Below are 19,738 nucleotides of genomic sequence, written 5' to 3'. Positions count from 1 at the left end.
CCTCTCAGTTGAATGGATGGTCAGGCGGCGATCAGACGGCGCGATACTGGCTGTAGAGCATCGCGTTGGCGGCAATCACGTCGAGCGGGTTGACGCGGTCGATCGGCGCCATGATGTCGACGCGGTTGGCGCTCTGGCTGTTTCGCTGGACGATCAGCCGGTCGGCAAAGCCGCGCGCGTTTTCCAGCACGCCCCGGTTTTCCAGCGTGTCGGCGGCATGCACCAGCGTCGCCTTGATCGACTTCGGCGTCGAGATCGCGCCGAGGCCGCCGGGGTTTTCGTCGGCAAGCGCCTTCTGGCCGTGCTCATAGGACAACTGCGCGCGGAAATAGCGCAGGATGGCGACGAGCTGGCCGATCGCCTGGATGTCGCGAAACGTCTCGTCCGGCTGCGCGTTGGCATCCTTCTGGTAAGTGGTGATGACCTTGTCGATCGCCACGCCGCCATCGGTGTTGACGATGACGGTCGAGATGCCGGAGCGCAGCATGGTGTTGCGGCCGGCATAGGTCGGCACCAGCGATCGATCGCGCGGCGGCCGCTCTCCTTGCACGACAAGGCCCTTCTGGTTGCGCGAGACATTGCCCGTGGCGTCGTCGGACAGCCACGGCACGATGCGCGCCGTGCGGGCAGATGCGGCCAGCCAGGCCGGCGTCGGATTGCCGGCAGCGACAGGCAGACGGGGGTGGATGGTCAGGTGACGGTCGTTGAGCGCCAGGCCGATCGTGGTCAGCGCCGACAGCGTGCCGGCCGCGGTGGTGAAGACATGGCCATAGACCTGGCGATTGTATGCCCAGCGGCCGGACACATCGTTCATCGCCGCCGTGTAGCGGGCGATGTTGGTGGCATCCGAAAAGGGCGAGACGATCCAGTCGAAGGGATCGTCGCCGAGTGCGGCCAGAGCCGCCGACAGGTCCGGGCTGCCGGTCGGCACCACGGTGTTGGTGATGGTGACGGCAGCGCCGGCAAAGGCGTTGCCGGCAACGACGGTCGGCACATAGAAGTCATAGTCGACATAGATCAGGCCGAGATGGCGGGCGGTCACCGTCACCGTGTCCGTGGCGACCGTCGCGGCGACCGACAGCGCCGCACCGGTCAGCGCGTTGAAATAGGCGTTGATGGCAGCAGCAAGGGCGGCGGCGACGGTATTGACGCTGTCGCCGGCGGCGATCTGCACCTGCACCGGCTCGCCGCCGATCTCGACGGTGGCGACGCCGCCGCCGGCCGGAACCGAATTGACCTTGATGGTGTCGACGCGCGCCGTGCCGGTCGCCGGTACCGCCAAGATCCATGTCTCCTGCGTCGGCGCGTTCAAGAACGCGACACGCGCCATTTCAGCCAGCATCGAGCCGGCGCCGCAAAGTGCTACGGCTTCCTGCGCCGAGCCGACCGGCGTCGGGGTATTGTCTGCAATTAGCGCGCCGGTGTTCTTATGGCCGATCAGCAGCAGGCGCGAGGCCGACTGGTAGCTGCCGCCGGAGGTCACCTCGAAGGCAAACAGCGGCGCGACCAGGCCGGCGCCGGGGATGTTGTTGAACAGGATGCCCATCAGTTTTTCTCCTTGCGCTTGCCTGCCGTGGCAGGCGCTTCTTTTTCGACGATCGTCAGCGAGCCGTCATTGATGAGCTGCATCCAGGCCGGGTCCTCGCGGTCCACGGTCAGCCCTTCGGCCGGAAAGTCGACGCTCGGGTTGAACGGGTGCGGCATGCGATGTGCGGCATCCGCCAGTCTGACGTGAACGAGCGTGGTCATGTCTCTTCCTCGATCTCAGGAAAGGGTTGCGCAATCGCGGCGGCAGGACCCATCTCACCGGAGACGCCGGTCTGCTTTACTTCGAAGGCGATCGTGTCGATGATCGGCAATGGTGCGGCGGCGACGAACTGCGCGGCCATATTGGCCAGGGTGGCCTTGGCGTAGGAATTGTCGGGCAGAAGCGCTGCGATGCGCGCGGCCGGCTGCGGCAGCCCTGCCCCGCCGGAGAAATCGTCGTCGGGTATCTGGCAGTCGAACAGCATGGTGGTGCGCTGCCAGCGCAGGCCGAGCTCGGGGACGGCAAAGCCCTCCTCGTCGATGCTCTCGATCGCCATGACGATCTGGCGAAAGAGCGTGCCTGTTGGCCCTTGCGTCAGCACGAAACGCACCTGCGCGCAGAGCGCCGACAGCACGATGCGCGCCTTCGGGTCGGAGCCGACCATGGCGTCGGTATAGGGCGAGCCGTCCTCGTCCTGCGCCGACACGCAGAGCTCCGCCACCACCTCGAGCATGGTGCGGCCGTTCCTCGCTACACTACCTTGGCCCTGGCCACGGCGCGGCGATTCCGACTTGCGGGTGAACAGCGACAGGACCGGCGTGTATTCCTCGCCGGCGTCAAGTTCATCGGTCGAAGGCCGGCGGCTGTCGAAGACGCGGTGGCGCGCCAAGGTCGGCAGCGCGGTGCCGGCAAGCATCGCGACGGTCGGGCACAGGCTTTCGACAGCGGCCAGCCGGGTGATTTCGGCGGCAATGGTCATGGCCGGCCCTTGGTGCGGTTGACGAAGAGCGCCAGGCGCTTGCCGCCGTCCACCGGATTGGCCGCGACAAGAAAGCGGCCCTTCTCAACGCCGGTCTCCGGGTCAAGCCAGACGATCTGGTCCTCGACCTTGACCGGCTCGGGCCAGTCGGTCGACAGCGCGGTTACGACGGCCTCATGCGCCGGCATTTCGCGCGCTCGGTCGCGATCCGAAGACATCATGGACGGATGCGAGAAGCCGGGCGCAAGGGCCGCAGGGCCGAAATCGATCGAGCCGAGGAAGGAAAACCCGACGCGATCTGGATCGGCCATGCGGGTATCGTTTACGCCGACGCGCCGCGCCGTCGGCACGACGCGGAAGCTTTCGCGGTCGAAGACCTCGGCGACGGTCGAATCGGTCGCCGCCAAAGCCTCGTTCCAGTCGATCATCAGGCCGTTCCGAGGTCCATTTCGGCGGCCGTATCCGCGCGGGCAAGGTCGACCTTGGTAGCCGAGCGAACCGCGCCCTTGGCGACAAGATCCTCGAACTGCTTCTTGTCGAGGTCGAGGATGGCCCCTGGCGCCTTGATTTCGATTTCGGCGCGTTTGGCCACCTTGCCTTCCGGGGTCTTCTCGCCCGGCGTCTTGCACAGGTGGACCGTGTTCAAAGCGATGGCTTTGACCATGATAAGTCTCCAGTTCGATTTGAGGATTGCCGGACGAACGAGGGCGGACCCGGTGGCGATTAGGCCAGGACGGTCGCCTTCAGCGTGGCGTTGGGGTTGACCGGCACCATCAGCGGCGCCGACTGGGTGAGGATTTGCTCGATGGCGACATCACCTTCCGGAACATAGTTACGCGGGAAGATCGGCAGCGCCTCGAACTGGGCATGCAGGTCGACGATCGTGCCAAAGCAGCGATAGCCCTGCACATTCGGGCCGGACAAGACCACGTCCTTCGGAGACATGAACGGCGTAACAACGCCGCTGACGGTGTAATAGTCCTTGTAGACCCAGACCTCGATGCCGCCGCCGAGCGTGCCGCCATAGCGAACCTCGCCGGTGGTCATCAGCCCGGTCTTGATGGTCAAATCAGCATTGCCGCGCCGGGTCAGGTCCATTTCGCCTAGAATTTCCGGGTCGCGGCGCATGACGCCCCAGGCATCGGTGCCGACGGTGATGCGGTTCGGAGCGCCGCCGAACTCGGCCGAATGCATCATGTCGGCCCAGCTCTGAATGTCGTCCAGGATGGAGACGCCGGCGTCGCCCCAGCGGGCGCCAACCCCGAGCACGACGGTGTGGCCGCTGGCGCGGCCGAAATCGACCAGACGCTGCGGCATGTCCTTGCCTTCGATGACAACCTTGCCGTCGATGATCGCCTTCGCCGCCATCCATTCCCATAGCCGTTCGACGGCGACGCGGTGAAACTGAAGAATGTCGGCTTTTACCGCGTCGTAGCGGGCGGCCGGGCTTTGGGCGTTGGGACCGAGCAGCGTGCCCGGACGGCGGGTCAAGGCGCGCAGCGGCGAGACGGGATCGCTTGCCTTGACGTAGCCAGGCTTGAAGCGCTCGAGGCGCGCACCCTCTTCGTAGATGGCGCGACCCTGCGCCATCGGCGCGACGAAGGGCGCGAGCTTGCGGCCAGAGCGCGGGATCTTCTCCAGGTCGATATACTCGTCGGTCGACGACATCTGGTTGGGGAAGAGCAGATCGAGCCAGTAGCTCGGCACGATGTCGAGTTCGCGGAACACACCCAGCAGAGTGTGCGTGTCCCAGAGTTCATAGTGGTCGAAGTCCGCCATGGTCGTGGCCCTTTGTGAAAAGAGGCGGCCTCAGCCGCGATTGCGTGGAAGGGGAGTTGCTGTTTTCGCGTCAGAGACGCTTGCGGACGACGATGTTGGTTGGCGTGAGGGCGCCGCGGAAGGCGGCTTCCCTCTTGGCGTCCGTATCGAAGGAGGCATGCCAGTTGAGTGCGTCCGGGTTGAAGTTGCCGGCACGATAGATGGCGACGCGCTGCGCGGCGTCGGTGTCGACCACGGGCGCCGTGGTGATCCCGATCGGCGCGACGCCGACCTGATCGACACCGCCGACCAGCGTGGTATTGGCAAAGGCAGTTGCCGTTCCGGCCTCGGTGGTAGCGATCGCATTACCCGCCGCGCCTGCCACCTTGGCGACAAGGCCGACGATGCCGGCCGCGTCAGATTGCGCACTGACGTCCGGATGCGCCACGGTGAGAGAGCCATAAGCCGTGCCAGCACCTGCACCGGCATTGATGGCCGCGATCAGGTTGCTGGCGGTCTCGGCCGCCGTGGCGCCGATCTTCACCTGCCCGGCGACAGTGGTCGGCGCCGCCTTTAACGTATAGACAGTCGCGCCGATGGTGATCGTGTCGTCGACGGTGCCGACGCCGGAGAAGACCAGCCGACCGGTGGCCTTGCTGCCAGGCGCATAAAGCAGCGTCGCCATGGCGAGGCTCAGGCCGGATGCTGCGAGGCCGACGACCGAGAAGGCCTGCAGGGCCACATCGGCAGCCACCGGAAAATCTTCCGTGACCGGATGGGGAATGGCCGAGTTGAAGATCTCGGCGGACGTAAAGGTTTCGGACACGTCGCGGGCCGCCATGCCCGGCTGTGCAAAAGGAATGCTGGTCATGATCAACCCTTTCGGTGAGTTGTAGTTGTCGTTGCTGGGATTGAGCTGTCAGCCGGCGCGGCCGTCAGCCTTGTTTGGCAGGCGCTCCGGTCGAGGCGCGATAGTTGCCGAGGATCCGGCTGGTCGCGTCCTGAGATGCGTCCTTACCGCCGGGCTGCGCCAGGCCGGCGGCGGCCAGGCGGGTCTTCTCGTAAGCCGCGGCATCCGCGCTTGCTGCTGGCTTGGCCGCCGCAACATTGGCGACGACGAAGGCGGCGACATCGGCACCGCTCATGCCCGGCGACTTGACCACCAGATCGAGCGCCGCCGACATGCGGCCCGCATCGCCTTTGACGCCTTCGGCGCCGATAGCGGCGGAGAGGCGTTCCGTCGCCTCCTGTGCGCCAGCCGCTCGGCCGGTCTTTTCGGCGGTTGCTACAGCCGCATCGTGATCTGCTTTTGGAATGCCGGCTTCGGTGTTGCTGCCGCCGGCGGGCTGCGCGTCTTTCGACATGTCAGTCTCCTTGCTGTGAGGCGCATCGGCGCCGGTATTTTCCCCTTCGGGGGAAAGCTCATCCGCTGCCGCGAGCGTTGCTGCGCGGACTGCGGCCAACATGCTGTTCGCCATCTGTCAGGCCTTTCCGTTGATGTCCTTTATGAAAGCCGCGAAAGCCTCCTGGCTGTCGCCGACCGCATCGGCGAGGCCGAGCTCGACAGCTTCGGCCGCCGAAAAGGCTTCTGCCTCGGTCTTCAGCGCCGCCGCCTTTGACATCCGCTTGCCACGCCCTTGCGCGACGACACCGGCGAACCGGTCGCGCATCTGCTCGACCTCGGTCTGCCATTTCTCCTGAACGCCGGCGGCCAGCGGCTGGTAGGGATTGCCGTCAACCTTGTGCTTGCCGGCATGGATGAAGGTGACCTTGATGCCTTCCTGCTCGAGATTGCCGGAAAAATCGGCATGCATCATGACGACGCCGATCGAACCGGCGCCGCCGAACTCCGGCATGATAATCTGCCGCGCCTGGCTGGCGAGGAGATAGCCGGACGAATAGGCGAAGTCGGTCAGGATGGCGATCGTCGGCTTGGCCTTGGACAGCGAGCGTAGGGCGGCTGCAGCCTCGAAGGCGCCGTTGACCTGCCCGCCGAAACTGTCGATCTCGACCACGGCTCCCTTGACAGCCGTGCTGCGCTCGGCACGGGCGAATTGCGTGATCAGTCCCTGGTACGACGTTTCGCCAGACGACGCGCCGATCCACGCGCCCTTCTGGACCAAAGTGCCTTCGACCGGAATGACAGCGACATTCTCGATCATTTCGAACGGGACGATGCCGCGCTGGTCGAGGCGGCGACCCATGCTATCGCCCAGCACACCAGCAGACGGACGGCCATTGGCAAAGGCGACATGGTCGACCGCGCCTGGTGCGTTGACGATGGTGATCGGGTGACCTGTAAGGCGCGGCCCGAGCATCTGCAGCAAAGTCTCGGCCTTGCCAGCATGATAGAGATGCGGCCTGTCGAAGAGGGCGCCGCAGATTCGTTCAAAGGCTATCGACATGGACCGCCTCCAACAAAGCGTATCGTCTTGGCGTAGCGGGAGCGCTTGCCTTGCTTGGCCGAACAGGCTGCGGCGAGCCGCATCAACTCGGCGTCGAGCGCAGCGACGCTGCCGACCGATATGCGGACGCGCCGGTGGGTTACCGGCGATCGCACTTCCGTCTCCTCGACCCGTTCGCCGGCAATCAGCTTCAGCTTGGCCGCATAAAGCGCCTGATAGAGCGCACACGGGTCTTCCGCGTCGACCGAGACGCCGGCGATTTTGATCATGGTTGGCATCAGGCGGCTTTCTTTGCCGGCTCTTCTTCAGCCGCGGCGTTGTTGTCGGGCGCACCGCCGTTTCGAGCGACGAAGGGCGAAGGCAGCCCGGCAGCCACGAAGCGGTCATGCCAATATTTGCGGCTTTCGAAAACTTCCTCCGGATCGAGCCCACGCTCGGCGCATTCGGCCTCGAAGGTCGACGTGCCGTTCACAAGCCGTTCCGTCGCCGCTTTCGCACTCTTGCCGTCGTCGGCCGTCGGTTTGGCCGGCCCGTTCCACAGGGTCCAGAGCACGTCATCGCGATTGGCCGCAAAGGCTTCGTAGCCGCCCTTGAACGGGATACGGCCCTCGCCGATCTCCTCGTCCAGGCCGCTCTCATAATAGGCCTGGCAAAAGGGCGAGGCGACGCGGCTGCGGCGTCGCGTGACGATCGGCCAGATCGAGGCGTTGTCCATGTTGACCGACGAATAGGTCGCCGAGGTGTTGTCCATGGTCAGGCCGCCATAGGTGATGCCCAGAGCACGCGCCATGTCGCGCGACAGTTCCGCCGACACCGGAAGAAACTGCGGACCGGGCGTGCCGCTGGTCAGGAATTTCAGATCCTCGCCGGGCGCCAGGTGAGAGACCTTGGGATCGCCGCTGATCGAAATCTTTCCTTCCGCGGCACGATCGAGCGCGGCCTGGAAATAGTCGATGAAGTCGGTCCTGATCTCGCTATCGTCCGGCAGCGCCTCGATCGCCTCGAACGCTTCCTTGGAGGGTTCGGGGCTGGTCAGCGCGATGCCGAAGATCGTCTGCAGGATCTGCGTCTGGATCGTCGCGTCGACCAGCACTTCATGCTGGATATGCTTCCGGATGGCGGATGCGAGCCGCGAGATGCCGCGTACATCGGTTGGCGCCATCGGGTCGAAGACATGAACGACGACTTGCCGACCGTTCGCATCATAGGCCGGATGATCGCGCTTGGTCAGGATGCCGTCTTGACGCTCCTCGAATCGGTAGGCCACCGGGCGGCCGTTCGGATCGTGGATGACGCCCTGATAAAGGCCGACGAATTCGTTAGTATCCTGGACCAGTGTGGTCGGCGACATCAGGCAGAGCTTGGTTCCGCTGACGATGCCATAGCGGCGGCGCTGAGATATCGGAAAATAGCTCAAGACGCCGACCGCTTCTCCAAAGACGACATCGGCGCGCAACGCCATGTCGATCATCTGCGGCAGCGTGAACTTGCCACGAAAATCGCATTCACGCTGGTTCCAGGCGCGCTTCTTCCACCATTCCTTGACCAGCTTGACGAATTCGACCGTTTCATTGGCGTCATAGCCGAGCCTGGAGAGGTTCGGTTTCGGCGTGAGCACCAACTCCTCCCCGACGGTGTCGGCAAGCACTTGGTCGACCGCGCCGCGAATGCGGCCGGAATTCTGGATGATGTCGGCTGCCAGGCCAGCGGCACGGCGCCAGGCGGCGCGAACCTCGTCGCGATGCTCGCGCATGATCGCAGGACGAGTCGAGATGATTGCGGAACGCGTGTCGCGAAGATAGCTACCTGCCGGGCGCGGACGAGCAGTATCGGAAACAACCGAGCTGCCAGCCTTGATGCGGTAACGGGGTTTCGCGCTCAACTTCGGTTCGCCCACTTCTTTTTTCTGGCCTCGCGCCGCGCATCACTTTCCGGCGTTGGCGCGGTTTTCTTCTTCACGAACGGCCCGTCCTCGGCCGCTTCGAACAGGTCAGGCTCGGCCGGCTTACCGTGCAGTTCAGTCAACAGATCGGCCCAGCGCTCGGCATTGAGCCGGCGCTTGTGCTTCAGATGCCAGGCCAGCGCGAAGGCGTAGACCGTCGTGTCGAACCAGTCATTGGCGCGGCCGAGGATCTTCTTCCACTCGCGCGGCGCCTTCGGGCTGATCAAATTGCGCGCCCGGCGCGAGACCGTGGCGCGCGCTTCCTCGTCCGGATCGACCAGCCGCTCCGCCGTCATCTCCTTGGCGAACTCGTCGTCGCAAAGCTCGTTCGACAGGTGGATGGTGTTGCGCGGCCAGCTGCCCTTCTCGTCGGGACCGAGCACGAAATTGGCAAGTGCTGCCATCACCGAGGTCTTGATGTCGTAGAGCCCGACCGGATAGAGCATGACCTTGGCGATGATGCGCTTGCGCTGGTCGCGAATATCCTTCTTCACCGGTGTGCCGAGCCATGGCAGGCCGATCTGGTGGCGGCCATCGAGCGCGTAGACATTCGGCCGCGAGGCGCAGAAGCGGTAGACGCGGTCGGTGGCAAAGCCCGAATCGACGCCGGAAATGTCGATGCCCTTCTCACCGCCGCCGGCCGTGCGGTAGGTCTTGCCGAGCGCGTCGGCGAGTTCAATCCAAGCATCGTCGACTTGGTCCGGCGCGCCCATGAAGACCTGGCGGTCAATCAGCCAGGCGCGGTCGCGCGGTCCGATCGCCCAGACCGACCATTTGATGCCGTAGCCCTGGACGTCGGCTGCCGAGACGATGATGCCCGCTTCGGCCGGGATGACCGCTCGCGGGAACGGAAACTTGCGCGCCGCCTCGACGATCTTTTCCCATTCGACGGCGACGCCGCCCGGATCGTAGGGCAACGCCAGATCCTGCTGGTAGAAGGTGCGCAGCTTCGTCGTGTCGCCTTCGGCGTCCTTGAAGCGGTGCCAGATGTCGGCGAAGCGTTCGCGCGGCGCGTAGGCCGCCCACAGATGATAGCTCGGCTGCCAGTCGCGGCAGCGGCCCTCACAGGGGTCGCAGCGCCAGCGGCCGATGTCTTGGGGCGCGATCGCGTCCGGCACCTTCTCCTCGCCGTCATGGACGCGGCGGGCGATCCAGTGGCCGCGCGCGTTCATCTCGGCCTTGTGGCCGTCGAGTATGGCGCCGTTGCAGGCGATGCAGGCCACATGAACCGGCAGATTGCGCGCCGGATCAGGATCGCGCAGCTGCTCGCGAAACTGGTCGAATTCCAGCACATGATAGATGCCGCAATGCGGACAGGGCACGTAGTAGTAGCGCTGGTCGCCGACTTCGAAATCGCCGGTGATTGCACATTCTCCGGAGATGCCGGGCGTCGAGCCTTCCCATTCCTTGGCGAGGTCGCCATACATCTTCTGGCGGGCCCGGGCCTGGTCGCGCGGGCTGCCACGGCCGTCGACGTCGCGCGGATAGCCGGTGACCTCGTCCATCGCGAGGTATTTGATTGACACCATCTGCAGGCCCTTGGAGGAGCCCGCATTGACGATCTGGCAGAAGCCGCCGGCGTAGCGCTTGAACGAAGTGGTCGAGCCCTGCTCGTCGCGGCTGTTGACCGGCATCACCTTGTGGGTGATGCGCGGGCTGGCCTCAATCGTCGGCTGCAGCTTGACCCGGTTGAACTTAGTCGCTTCCTCGAGGGTCGGCAGCACGATCATCATCGAGCCGGGCGCCTGGTCGACGATGAAGCCGAACCAGTTCTCGATTGCCGTCGACTTGCCGAGCTGCGCCGCCCAGCGGCAGGTCACGCGGCGTGCCGGATGGTCGGGATGCAGGCAATCCTGCGGCTCGCGCAGGTAGGGAACGCGGTCGGTCTTGAACTGGCCGGGCCAGGGCGACCCCGATTCCGGCGAGACGAAGCGGTAGCGGTCGGCCCATTCCGAGATCGTCAGGTCAGCGACGGGCCGGCTGGCGGCCTCGAGGCCGGCGAACAGGACTTCGGCGCCATGCGGCAGATCCGGAAAGGAAAGCCGCGCATCGTGATAGCTCATTGCAAGGCGGCCTGGTCGAATGGCCCGGTGTCGCCGGATGCGCGCTCGCGCTCGTGCTGGTCGAGGCGCTCGCGGATCTCGCGGTTGAAGTCGTCAAGGCCGACGCGGACAAAGCCCTTCAAGGCAATGCGCGCGACGCGCTCGTCCCAGCCATATTTTACCGAGAGGCTCGCCGCCTCGCTCTCGATCGCCCGGTCGAAAGCGCTTTGCATCAGCGCTATCGCATCGCGGCCGGCCTTGTCGACCTCTGCCGTCGGTGTCAGTTCACCGCGACGCTTGGCGAGGTCCATCTCGCGCATCTCGGCGTCGGCCTGCGCCTTGCGGGCGAAGCCGTCGGACTGGCTGCCGGCGAACCTTGAAGGCGGCGCCTTCGCTTTGAGGCCGAGGCCAGTCTGCCCGGAGACCGGCGGGACCGAGCGCAGCCGAATGTTCTCGCCACGGTGCGCGACCAGCGCGCCGAACTCGACCAGGTGGGACTTACCCTCCTCGCGCGTCGGCAACGCTTGAGCGTGCTGCTTCAGGTAGCGCGACAAGGTCGAGCGATCGATCCGGTCACCAGCCGCGCTCAAACGCGCCGCAGCATCCGTGATCGAAATCCACTCGCCTGCGTCGGCGTCGGTTTCGATGTCCATGCGTGCAGTGTCCCGTGCGGCACGCGTGCATCACACGTTCTTGCGTGTACCGCTTTCCGACGCGCCTACTAGAAAAATCCCGGGCTCCCCCGGGCCCGTCTGGGTCGGAGACGCTGGTACGGTCCCTACACCGGGGGTGGGGTCAGCGGGGCAGGAGGTTCTCGACCTCATGCAGGTAGCGAGGCATCAGGCTCTGCTCGATCAGCTCGGTCAGCACCTGGAGGTAGACCTCCGGGTTGTTCGTGATGTCGTGCGCCGGGTTTGGCCCGAACAGCTCGCGGATCGGAAGCCTGTCCTTGTCCTGTCGCCTGAACACGCCAGCATGGCCGCTCTTCATCTCAGCGATGAAGGCAGAGCGATATGATCCTCTCAATCGGACGCGCACACCCTTGGCCGTCTGGGTTGCGCCGAGCTTGTAGAGGGGCAGCCAGCCCGATCTCAGGATAACATCGGACGTGTTGCCGCCCGCATTGAACTGCGCCGTGGTCACCGCCCGCACCCGCGACGGCGGGATGTCGATGCGCTCGGCATTGCGCTTGACGATGCGGCTGCGCGCCATCTCGGTGACACGCCGCATGGCGCGGGCAGCGGCCTTGGCCTTGATCTGCTCCGGCAGCCGGGCAATCGCGCGGCCGAGCTGCTCAAAGTCGGACGCATCGACATGAAGCTCGACGGTCACGGCCTTTTCCCAATGAAAAACCCCGGTCGCTTGGGGCGCCGGGGTGATTTCTTTTTTACCGTGTTCAGATGTATGTCAAGTTTCTCCCGCACGTCAACAAGCAACGGCAGTTTTTTTCGCGGGCCGCTCTGCCGCCCTTTCGACGATGGCGACGCCAGGCCTGTCGGCCTCAAGCCATGGCGTCATCGAGCGATCCGAATAAACCAGCCTGTGCCCCGTCAGCTGCATGGCGATCTCGACCTCGAGCCGGCGCAGGGCCGCGACCCATATCTGGTAATCGAGCCGGCCGAGGATGTCGCCGGTCGGATCGGTCGAGAACTCGTATTTACGATAGGCGCCCTTCACCGGCCTTTGCTTGCGCTCGTCATAGCCGTGAACCTCCAGGTCATAGGTCTGCCCATGGATGTCGGTCAGCCGCTTCATGACGAACCAGGCCGGCTTGCCGCTGCGCTCGATCATGCGCGTCTTGGACGGCTCGGCCACGAAGTCCGGCTCGCGGCCGAGGATGGCGGTGCCGACGACAAGGCTGACGATGCCGGCGGCGCGCCGTTGCGGCGTGCGCACCATGTAGCGCTCGACGGCCTTCTTGACCGCCGCTTCGGCCATGCCTTCGGTGTCCGGCCAGTCGGCCAGCGCGTTCCAGTCCCTCGGCACCGCCACGTCGCAGCGCGACAGCCCGGCAACCGCCCGCCCGACCGCAACCGCGTCGTCATGCGGCTCGCCCTGCTCGATCCAGTAATTCTCGGTATCACCCCTTCCCCTGTCGATGATCGCGCCAAGCTCGGCAAAGCTGGTGATCTTGCCCCATGACGACGCCTCCAGCATCCGCCAGGCCGAGTTGGCGTTGTCCAGCCCGTCAACCCCGCCGCCCTTCGGCAATTCATTGACGAAGGCCCAGGTCAGCAATTCCTCAATGGTCACGGTCTTCATCTTCTTATCCTTGCGACAGTTTGCGATAGTTTGCGGGAGTTTAGCGATAGTTGTTAAGCGACAGTTCGTTTAGCGATTTCAATGCGTTGACGTGTCGTTGCGGGAGTAGCGATAGTTATTCGATGCCTATACGCATAAAACCTTTTCTCCCCCGGACCCCTCTTCACACCTATAGCCCTCGCCAAAGTGGTGCAGACTGTCGCAACCCTTTGTTTTCGCTGTCTTATTCACTGCGAAACGAGTAGCGCGAACTGGCGCGACTGTCTCCAAGTGTCGCCATGGAAAAGCCAATGAATTCAAGGCGCGCATGGGTTTGCGGGCCAAACTGCAAGCCGAACGAGGGGTCGCGGGGAGACGCGTCATGAGCGGAGATGCTCCTCGAAATCATGCTGGCCGGACCCGCCTTCGCGCTTGGGCGGCGGCACGTCGACGAGGCGGATGCCGTGGTAGTGGACGATCCGGCCATCCTCGCGCCGGTACTTCTTCTGCATGATCAGGCCGAAGCGGGTCAGCGAGACCGGCTTGCCGCCCTGGTCGACCGTGAAGTCGACATACGCCTGATAGAACTGCTTGGCCGTCACCGGCTCGCCCTCCTCGCGCACCACGCAGCGCGCCACGAAGGCCGCCGTCGGGTCCATCTGGTCGCGATACTCCTGTGTCTTCGCCAGCACCGCCTCGGGCACGATGAGGCCTTCGCGCAGGAAGATCATCACGCCCTCGACCAGCCAGTTCAGGATGCCGGGGTGCTCCGGCAGGAATTCGGAAACGACCTCCTCGAACTCGCGCTGCTCGCTCGCCTCGAGGACGACCGGCCAGTGGACGACGGCCATGCGCCGCCAGATGCCGTTGTCGGTGCCGGAGATCTTCGGATAGCCGTTGCCGGACATGTGGCCGGTGAAGATCGGCTTGAAGTCGAAATAGCCCTGGAACAGGTCACGCACGGCAAAGTGCTCGCCGCCGGTCAGGTCCTTGACCAGGTTCTCGCGGAGATCCTCGCCCTCCGGCATCTCCTTGACGCGCAGGAACCGGCGGCCATAGAGCCGCGCCATATCCGGATTGGCCGAACCGCCGGCCTTGCCCTCGCCGGTGAACGATTCTGACGGCAGCGTGACCGAGGCCTCGCCGAGCAGGCGGCAAAGCACCTCGAGAAACACCGACTTGCCGTTGGCGCCGAAGCCATAGTGGAAGAATAGCTTTTGCACGGTCAGCCCGATCAGGCCGAGCCCGGCCGCCACCTGGACCATGCGCCGAACCTCTTCGTGCGGCAGCATGCGCGTCATGAAGGCGAGCCACTTCGGGCAGCCGGCCTTTGCATCGTAATCGACCGGCACGACCTGTGTGATCAGATCCTGCCGGCGATGGCCCTTGACCACCTTCAGTTCGGCAACGGGCGCCACGATGAATTCGGGCAGGTTTTCGCGGTTGTCGTCGGGATCGTCGAAGGCGGGATTGCGCACCGTCTTGATCACTTTGCGGAAGCACAGGGTATGGCCGCGCAGCGCGACCTTCAGCGGGTCGGCGTTGAATTCGTCAGGCCCGCGCATGACGTGGGGTGCTGCACAGGCGAGCATCGCCTCGAGCCGCCCTTTGTTTTTCGAGGAGACGGCGTGCGACATGCGCCGGCTGATGCGCGCAGCGAGGTTCTTTTGGGCCGCCTCCGCCATCTTGGCGACTTTCTTCTCGCCAGGAGAACGCTCTTGCTCCAGCTTCTTCAGCGCCTCATGGCCGCGCTCGATCGCGATCTTCTCAGCCGGTGTGTGATCGATGAATTCGATCTCCAGCGCGATGCGCCCGCCGAGGTTCTGTGCCACCGCCAGCGAGCGCGGATCGCCGGTGTCGATATCCCAATGCGTGCCAGTCCAAACCGCGTAGGCGGCCTTGCGCGCCTTCGCCTGGGCCAGCACAAGCAGATCCTCGCCGAAGTGGGCAAGCAGACGCTCGGCATTGTCGGTATCGGAATGGTCGAGGCCTGCACAAGCCTTGACCGCCTCCATATCGACCTTGCTGCCCCGGCGCGGCCCGGTGCCCGGCTCACCATCATCCAGTTCGTCGACAGTCACATCGACATCGAGCGGGGTGCGGGACAGCCCGGCTGCTTCGGCCTGGCGCGTCGCTTCGTCGAGAATGGTGGCCACCTCTTCAGGCATGCCAGTCTTTTTCTTGCCCACTATTCCCCCGTCTCGACTGCCATGCGTGAAAAGTCATATCCGGCGCGCGGCCAGACGATCGGGATGATGCGCCCCGGCCGGGCATGCCTTGCACGGGCCCGAGCCATTGCGGCAGCCGTCATCACCCGCTCGGAATCGCCATCGGCAAGCAACACCAGCTCGCGGACGTGATCGGCCACCCACATGGCGTCGGCGGCATCCTGGTCGCGCTTCGGTATGGGCCCGGCGACCATCACCGGCCGCGCGACGCCCTTGGCGTCCGGCTTCTTCAACGTCGGGTGCGCGAAGCGTGACGAGGGATCGGCCGGGCCGGCGAGATTGCCGAGATCGCCGGCGGCGAAGTAGAACGTATCCTCGCGAAAACCTTCCCATGCCGCGAAGGCGGCACCGTTCTCAATCCCCTCGCCGCCGACCCATCGCTTGACCGAAGGATCGCCGAACAGCGGGATCAGCCCGCCCTTCTTCGAGCCGCGCATCTTCTTGGTCGGCAGCAACTCACCAGTGTCCGAGTCGGAGAGCTGTGGCCGGTACTTCGGCGGCCGATTCAGGTCGAGCCAGGTGATGTGGCAGCCGATAGCGACCAGGTCGGGCCCGATGAAAGGCGCGACCATGGCCGGGCCGGAATAGAGCTCCAGCGGCCGCCCGCGCTCGTCCTGGCCGTGCCAGTAGGGAAGATCGGACGCATAGCGCAGCCATTGCGCCGGGCCGATCTGGCCGCAGCCGCGCGCCTCGAGGTAATCCGCGACAGGACGGCCGTGCCGCCCAACAGGGGCAGCCGCTTCATAGATGCCGCGCGCCTTCGCTCTTTCCTTCTCGCGGAATTCGGCCTGGCTGTCAGCACGCGCGGCGGCGTCGGCATCGTTCTGCAGGCGACGTTCTTCCAGCCGCTTCTTGCGCGCGGCGCGATCCTCGTCGCTTTCGCGCTCGCCTTCATCCGGAATGTCCCGGTCGAGCACGACAGAACAGGCCTCGAGGAGACCTTCGCGGCTCTTGATGTCAAGGCCCTCGCAATGGGCGGCCATGCCGATCGCATCGTTGCCGCCTATGCCGCCGGCCCGGCAGTTCCACTTTTCCTTCTTCGTGTTGAACGAAAATGTGTCCGTGCCGAAGCAATGCGGGCAAGGCTGCGGATGCTCGACGCCAGTCCGCTTGAAAGTCAGCCGCATGATCTTCGCGGCCTCCTCGATCGACACCGCGCGCGCATCTTCGATGAACAGTTTTATCGCCTCGCTCATGAGCGCGATCCTGCAGCGGGATTGCCACTGTTGCGGTTTAAATATTCCGGGCGGCAGTCGAGAATGTGGAGGCGCTTTTTGGTGATCCCGACAAAGCGCCAGCCTGCCTGATAGAAACAATGGCCCCAGGTGGGTCGCGACGCGCGCATGGTTGGAACCACCTCACGCGGATCGACAAACGTGAAGAGCCGTTCCCCCGGCCAGCGAGCCCACGCGATCGACATCGCCGCCGTCAGCAATCCGCTGGCAAGGTCACCGCCCTCACGACGAAAGATCGCGCATTCGACACCGAACTGCCCGTCTGCCCGGTGCTTCTCCTTCCGCCACGCGCAAAGCGCGCCGGCATCTGCTGTCAACAGGAGCAGCTTGAAACCCGGGCCCATGATGAGTTCGGCTCGGCGCATCTGCTGGCGCGACCTATAACTGTAGTGGCGCTTAAAGATGTCCCGTGCCGTATCGTTGCCGTCGAGCACTTCTATCCAGCCATCGCCAATCAAGAAGGGCTGCAAGTTCATGCTGCCACCCCGCAGTGAAGGCCGCACTCGACGTCGTATTCCATGCTGTCGTCAAAGCTGTCGGAAAATTCCTCCCATAGTGTAGGAGTGACCCTGACCTGGTTCACGAGCCCAGCCACGCTATCCCGCTTGTCGAATTGCCCTCCAATGCCGGCCTCTTCACCGGCCCACCACGCTGCGGCGGATGGGTGATCTCGGATGATCCGCTTTCGGATCCCTTTCCCTTTTTGGAAGCAAAGGTCGCAATTGCCTTCCCATGGCTCCAGATCGAGGAAGAAGGGCTGCGTCTCCCAAAAGGCAGACACGGTAGATTTGAGCACCTTCGCTTTGGCGAGAGGATACGAGACGCTGCGGCCATCTTTCGCAGCGCGGTCCATACCTCGGAAGATACGCATACCCTCGTCGTGCCGCAGGCCGATAATTTCCTCATAGCTGCCCGGTTCCAGGCAAAGCTGATGCCGCATCAATTCGAAGATCGGCCGCACTTTCAGGTACTCGGTGCACCAGCGCTCATGGCCGTTGGGGAGACGGGATTTCTTGGCGATGAGAGCCGAGAACGGCTGGCCATTGCGGCTGGCACTGCTGAAGTCAACTTCTGCAAAGCCGGGCTTACCATCGCGCCATTCTACCCAATGAATGCGGACGCCCCATCTCAACCCGCACTCATTCACGAAGCGCAGCGTCTCCTCGCGTTCCTTGCCGGTGTTGGCAAAAGCCACGATCACATCGTCGGGTAGCTTGCCGTTATAGGCCCGCAGTATCTCGTGCAGCATAAAGCCACTGGTGCGCCCACCCGAGAACGAAACCAGCGCTGGGCCGGTGATAAGATATGGATTCACTCTGCCGCCTCCGCGAAAGCGTGTCGGACGTTGCATTCGGCGATCAGCTTGATCATGCGCGGCGGCACGCTGTTGCCGACCAGGTGATATTTCTCGGTCTTGGTCAGGCGGCGGGTCTTGCCGGCGATGGTGATTTCGTCCGGCAGCGAGCCGGGCTTGAAGCCGTGCGCGGCGGCGCCCTCTTCCGGTTCAAGCATGCGGATGCCGATGTCGTCGATGTAGTGCGGGACGCCCTTCACCATCACTTCGACCAGGCCGTAGCGTGCCTTGCCGGTGAGCGCGCCGAGCGGCTGGCGCACGTCGTCATCCTGCTTGCCAGAGCCGAAATAGTGCTGGAGGAAGCCAAGGATCAGATGCGCATGATTGCCGCCAGCGGCAACGGTCGCCAACGGCTCGTCGATGGGCCGGCCGTCGCGATTCGTGCCATGCATGTTGCCGAGCGCTGCGGCGACCACGCCCTGCGTTGAGCCGAGCGTGACGATAGTCGACAACGGGTCTTCGGCTGAACGGCCAGGCTCGCCCGTGTTGTGCTGTGCGATGAATGCGGCGCTGACGCCGACTTGCGGGCTGGTGGTGAAGGCCCCGAGCGGCTCGTCGATCGGCCGGCCGGGCCGCGCCTCATTGCTGCCGTCGACACGCGGATCGCCGTTGTGCTGTGCAAGGAAAGCCGCGATCAGCGCATGCTTGCCACCGCCGGCCACCTGTGCGCCAAGCGGCGCCTCGATGTCGAGGCTGCGCGGCGCTTGGCCTTCGCGTTCGCCATAGCCCGCCTGCACCAGGCTGGCGGCAACCACGGCATGCCGCGGCGCGCCGGCCATGACTGTATCCAACGGCTCGGTCGGCATGTAGCCGTCGCCGTTCTGGTTGAACTTGGTCATATGGGCGGCGACCAGAACGCGATCCTCCTTGCCCGTGGTCGTTCCAAGCGGCTCCTCGAGATCGCGAGGCGACAACTGCGCTGCCCGCCCGCCGGCGCCGACGATGGTCGCGCCCATCATCGCGATGCCAGACGACGTATGCAGCGTATTGATCGGCTCCTCGACCGAATGCACGCCGTTGCGAGCCGCCGCGCTCTGCTGATCGGTCCGGATCAAGGCCGGCGCCACCACCGCCAGCTCGCCGCGATGCGCCGTGGTCAGCGTGCGCAGCGGCTCGCCGGCATCGTGCACCCTGTCGCCGCCCGAATGCGTGATCGGCACGATGAACGGCTTTGCCGCATCGACGACGTAGCGCATGACGCCGCGTGCCGTCCGGCGCAATGTCGCTTCGGCCAGCGGCTTCTTGCGCCCAAAAATCGATTTCACCGGCAGAGACCAGTCGATGATTGTATGCGCGCCGAGCCATGGTTTCAGGCCGAGCTGCTTGGCATCCTTGCGCGGCGCGTGCGTGCGGGCCGGCCACACGATCGGCCGGCCGTCTGCCTGGGCGACGCCGAAGAAGCGCTTCCGAATCGTCGTGACACCATAGTCAGCGCAGACCAGGATCCGATAGTCAAAGCTATAGCCGAGCCCGCGCAGATGCTTCAGCCAGGCGCGCCAGATGCGGCCCTTGTGGCGAGGATCCGGGATCAGCCATTGATCCTGCACCGGGACCCGCTGGCCCTTAGCTGCAATCGAGCCGTCGAGCCGCATGACGCGGCCCGTCGCCGGATCGCGCTTGGCGATCAGCGGGCCCCAGGTCCTGATCTCCTGGACGTTCTCCATAGTGATCGTCTCGGGGCGGACGGTGCCGGCCCAGCGGCATATGACCCAAGCCAGTGAGCGGCGGCGCTTGCTGACCGGCTTCGAGCCCTTGGCAACCGAGAAATGGGTGCAGTCCGGCGAGGCATGCAGGACACGCACCCCGCGTCCATTGGTGACCTTGCGCGGATCGGCCTCGAACACGTCGCAGCGCAGGTGTTTCGTGTGCCGATGACGTTTCTCATGCACGGCGACCGCGACCGGGTCGTGGTTGATCGCGACATGGACGTGGAAACCGGCTTCTTCCAGCCCGTCGCAGCCGCCGCCCATGCCGGCGAACAGCACGATCGTCATGCGGTTATCGAGGGCAAAACCAGTCATTGCGT

Annotated in this window: 20 protein-coding genes; all 20 read right to left on the bottom strand. The window is 64.7% G+C overall.

The window, feature by feature from the left end:
- Positions 1 to 31: 31 nt before the first annotated feature.
- The 20 genes from NKH91_RS17860 to NKH91_RS17765 all read right to left on the bottom strand — a co-directional run bounded on the left by NKH91_RS17860 (position 32) and on the right by NKH91_RS17765 (position 19,733).
- Positions 32 to 1,546, bottom strand: a complete 1,515-nt coding sequence (locus NKH91_RS17860) for a phage tail sheath subtilisin-like domain-containing protein (RefSeq protein WP_352884344.1) — start codon at positions 1,544 to 1,546, stop codon at positions 32 to 34.
- Complete coding sequence (locus tag NKH91_RS17855) at positions 1,546 to 1,749, bottom strand: hypothetical protein (RefSeq protein ID WP_352704917.1); 204 nt, start codon at positions 1,747 to 1,749, stop codon at positions 1,546 to 1,548. Before NKH91_RS17855 ends, NKH91_RS17860 begins: the two co-directional genes overlap by 1 nt.
- Positions 1,746 to 2,507, bottom strand: a complete 762-nt coding sequence (locus NKH91_RS17850; protein ID WP_352884342.1) for a hypothetical protein — start codon at positions 2,505 to 2,507, stop codon at positions 1,746 to 1,748. Before NKH91_RS17850 ends, NKH91_RS17855 begins: the two co-directional genes overlap by 4 nt.
- Entirely contained in the window at positions 2,504 to 2,935 is a 432-nt protein-coding gene (locus tag NKH91_RS17845) for a hypothetical protein (RefSeq protein ID WP_352884340.1), read from the bottom strand. The genes NKH91_RS17850 and NKH91_RS17845 overlap by 4 nt, the downstream gene beginning before the upstream one ends.
- On the bottom strand, positions 2,935 to 3,171 hold the full coding sequence (locus NKH91_RS17840) for a hypothetical protein (RefSeq protein WP_352859788.1): 237 nt from the start codon (positions 3,169 to 3,171) through the stop codon (positions 2,935 to 2,937). The genes NKH91_RS17845 and NKH91_RS17840 overlap by 1 nt, the downstream gene beginning before the upstream one ends.
- 59 nt (positions 3,172 to 3,230) lie before the next feature.
- Positions 3,231 to 4,286 (bottom strand): major capsid protein, encoded by a 1,056-nt coding sequence (locus NKH91_RS17835; protein ID WP_352859786.1) that lies wholly within the window; start codon positions 4,284 to 4,286, stop codon positions 3,231 to 3,233.
- A 70-nt stretch (positions 4,287 to 4,356) separates the two neighbouring features.
- Complete coding sequence (locus NKH91_RS17830; RefSeq protein ID WP_352884339.1) at positions 4,357 to 5,136, bottom strand: hypothetical protein; 780 nt, start codon at positions 5,134 to 5,136, stop codon at positions 4,357 to 4,359.
- Positions 5,137 to 5,200: 64 nt separating this feature from the next.
- Positions 5,201 to 5,629 carry a hypothetical protein gene (locus tag NKH91_RS17825; RefSeq protein WP_352884337.1) on the bottom strand — a complete coding sequence of 143 codons (429 nt, stop codon included), beginning with the start codon at positions 5,627 to 5,629 and terminating at the stop codon, positions 5,201 to 5,203.
- A gap of 117 nt (positions 5,630 to 5,746) precedes the next feature.
- On the bottom strand, positions 5,747 to 6,670 hold the full coding sequence (locus tag NKH91_RS17820; protein ID WP_352884335.1) for a S49 family peptidase: 924 nt from the start codon (positions 6,668 to 6,670) through the stop codon (positions 5,747 to 5,749).
- Positions 6,661 to 6,948, bottom strand: coding sequence for a hypothetical protein (locus NKH91_RS17815; RefSeq protein WP_352884333.1), 288 nt, complete (start codon positions 6,946 to 6,948; stop codon positions 6,661 to 6,663). The genes NKH91_RS17820 and NKH91_RS17815 overlap by 10 nt, the downstream gene beginning before the upstream one ends.
- Positions 6,948 to 8,552, bottom strand: coding sequence for a phage portal protein (locus NKH91_RS17810; protein WP_352884331.1), 1,605 nt, complete (start codon positions 8,550 to 8,552; stop codon positions 6,948 to 6,950). The genes NKH91_RS17815 and NKH91_RS17810 overlap by 1 nt, the downstream gene beginning before the upstream one ends.
- Positions 8,549 to 10,675, bottom strand: coding sequence for a phage terminase large subunit family protein (locus NKH91_RS17805; RefSeq protein WP_352884329.1), 2,127 nt, complete (start codon positions 10,673 to 10,675; stop codon positions 8,549 to 8,551). Before NKH91_RS17805 ends, NKH91_RS17810 begins: the two co-directional genes overlap by 4 nt.
- Positions 10,672 to 11,307, bottom strand: coding sequence for a hypothetical protein (locus NKH91_RS17800; protein ID WP_352884327.1), 636 nt, complete (start codon positions 11,305 to 11,307; stop codon positions 10,672 to 10,674). Before NKH91_RS17800 ends, NKH91_RS17805 begins: the two co-directional genes overlap by 4 nt.
- A 142-nt stretch (positions 11,308 to 11,449) precedes the next feature.
- Entirely contained in the window at positions 11,450 to 11,986 is a 537-nt protein-coding gene (locus NKH91_RS17795) for a phage tail protein (protein WP_352884325.1), read from the bottom strand.
- Positions 11,987 to 12,079: 93 nt separating this feature from the next.
- Complete coding sequence (locus tag NKH91_RS17790) at positions 12,080 to 12,916, bottom strand: hypothetical protein (RefSeq protein ID WP_352884323.1); 837 nt, start codon at positions 12,914 to 12,916, stop codon at positions 12,080 to 12,082.
- A gap of 359 nt (positions 12,917 to 13,275) precedes the next feature.
- Positions 13,276 to 15,063 carry a DNA primase family protein gene (locus NKH91_RS17785; protein ID WP_352884321.1) on the bottom strand — a complete coding sequence of 596 codons (1,788 nt, stop codon included), beginning with the start codon at positions 15,061 to 15,063 and terminating at the stop codon, positions 13,276 to 13,278.
- A 20-nt stretch (positions 15,064 to 15,083) separates the two neighbouring features.
- Positions 15,084 to 16,319, bottom strand: a complete 1,236-nt coding sequence (locus NKH91_RS17780) for a DUF7146 domain-containing protein (RefSeq protein WP_352884318.1) — start codon at positions 16,317 to 16,319, stop codon at positions 15,084 to 15,086.
- A complete protein-coding gene (locus NKH91_RS17775) occupies positions 16,316 to 16,834 on the bottom strand; it encodes a hypothetical protein (protein ID WP_352884315.1) in 519 nt (172 codons plus the stop codon). The genes NKH91_RS17780 and NKH91_RS17775 overlap by 4 nt, the downstream gene beginning before the upstream one ends.
- Positions 16,831 to 17,673 carry an adenine nucleotide alpha hydrolase family protein gene (locus NKH91_RS17770; protein ID WP_352884312.1) on the bottom strand — a complete coding sequence of 281 codons (843 nt, stop codon included), beginning with the start codon at positions 17,671 to 17,673 and terminating at the stop codon, positions 16,831 to 16,833. The genes NKH91_RS17775 and NKH91_RS17770 overlap by 4 nt, the downstream gene beginning before the upstream one ends.
- Positions 17,670 to 19,733: a DNA cytosine methyltransferase gene (locus NKH91_RS17765; RefSeq protein WP_352884309.1), complete on the bottom strand. Its 2,064-nt coding sequence runs from the start codon at positions 19,731 to 19,733 to the stop codon at positions 17,670 to 17,672. Before NKH91_RS17765 ends, NKH91_RS17770 begins: the two co-directional genes overlap by 4 nt.
- Positions 19,734 to 19,738: the final 5 nt, after the last annotated feature.

Source organism: Mesorhizobium sp. M0894, assembly GCF_040319725.1.
GTDB lineage: Bacteria > Pseudomonadota > Alphaproteobacteria > Rhizobiales > Rhizobiaceae > Mesorhizobium.
Note: the sequence above shows the minus strand (reverse complement) of the source record. Positions and strands in the feature narration are given on the sequence as shown.

What these genes read in the sequence shown, in the direction of transcription:
- NKH91_RS17820 (WP_352884335.1), bottom strand. Translation starts at nt 6,670, where the DNA reads ATGTCGATAGCCTTTGAACGAATCTGCGGCGCCCTCTTCGACAGGCCG.
- NKH91_RS17845 (WP_352884340.1), bottom strand. Translation starts at nt 2,935, where the DNA reads ATGATCGACTGGAACGAGGCTTTGGCGGCGACCGATTCGACCGTCGCC.
- NKH91_RS17815 (WP_352884333.1), bottom strand. Translation starts at nt 6,948, where the DNA reads ATGCCAACCATGATCAAAATCGCCGGCGTCTCGGTCGACGCGGAAGAC.
- NKH91_RS17830 (WP_352884339.1), bottom strand. Translation starts at nt 5,136, where the DNA reads ATGACCAGCATTCCTTTTGCACAGCCGGGCATGGCGGCCCGCGACGTG.
- NKH91_RS17805 (WP_352884329.1), bottom strand. Translation starts at nt 10,675, where the DNA reads ATGAGCTATCACGATGCGCGGCTTTCCTTTCCGGATCTGCCGCATGGC.
- NKH91_RS17765 (WP_352884309.1), bottom strand. Translation starts at nt 19,733, where the DNA reads ATGACTGGTTTTGCCCTCGATAACCGCATGACGATCGTGCTGTTCGCC.
- NKH91_RS17775 (WP_352884315.1), bottom strand. Translation starts at nt 16,834, where the DNA reads ATGAACTTGCAGCCCTTCTTGATTGGCGATGGCTGGATAGAAGTGCTC.
- NKH91_RS17785 (WP_352884321.1), bottom strand. Translation starts at nt 15,063, where the DNA reads ATGCCTGAAGAGGTGGCCACCATTCTCGACGAAGCGACGCGCCAGGCC.
- NKH91_RS17790 (WP_352884323.1), bottom strand. Translation starts at nt 12,916, where the DNA reads ATGAAGACCGTGACCATTGAGGAATTGCTGACCTGGGCCTTCGTCAAT.
- NKH91_RS17780 (WP_352884318.1), bottom strand. Translation starts at nt 16,319, where the DNA reads ATGAGCGAGGCGATAAAACTGTTCATCGAAGATGCGCGCGCGGTGTCG.
- NKH91_RS17800 (WP_352884327.1), bottom strand. Translation starts at nt 11,307, where the DNA reads ATGGACATCGAAACCGACGCCGACGCAGGCGAGTGGATTTCGATCACG.
- NKH91_RS17860 (WP_352884344.1), bottom strand. Translation starts at nt 1,546, where the DNA reads ATGGGCATCCTGTTCAACAACATCCCCGGCGCCGGCCTGGTCGCGCCG.
- NKH91_RS17835 (WP_352859786.1), bottom strand. Translation starts at nt 4,286, where the DNA reads ATGGCGGACTTCGACCACTATGAACTCTGGGACACGCACACTCTGCTG.
- NKH91_RS17855 (WP_352704917.1), bottom strand. Translation starts at nt 1,749, where the DNA reads ATGACCACGCTCGTTCACGTCAGACTGGCGGATGCCGCACATCGCATG.
- NKH91_RS17840 (WP_352859788.1), bottom strand. Translation starts at nt 3,171, where the DNA reads ATGGTCAAAGCCATCGCTTTGAACACGGTCCACCTGTGCAAGACGCCG.
- NKH91_RS17825 (WP_352884337.1), bottom strand. Translation starts at nt 5,629, where the DNA reads ATGTCGAAAGACGCGCAGCCCGCCGGCGGCAGCAACACCGAAGCCGGC.
- NKH91_RS17850 (WP_352884342.1), bottom strand. Translation starts at nt 2,507, where the DNA reads ATGACCATTGCCGCCGAAATCACCCGGCTGGCCGCTGTCGAAAGCCTG.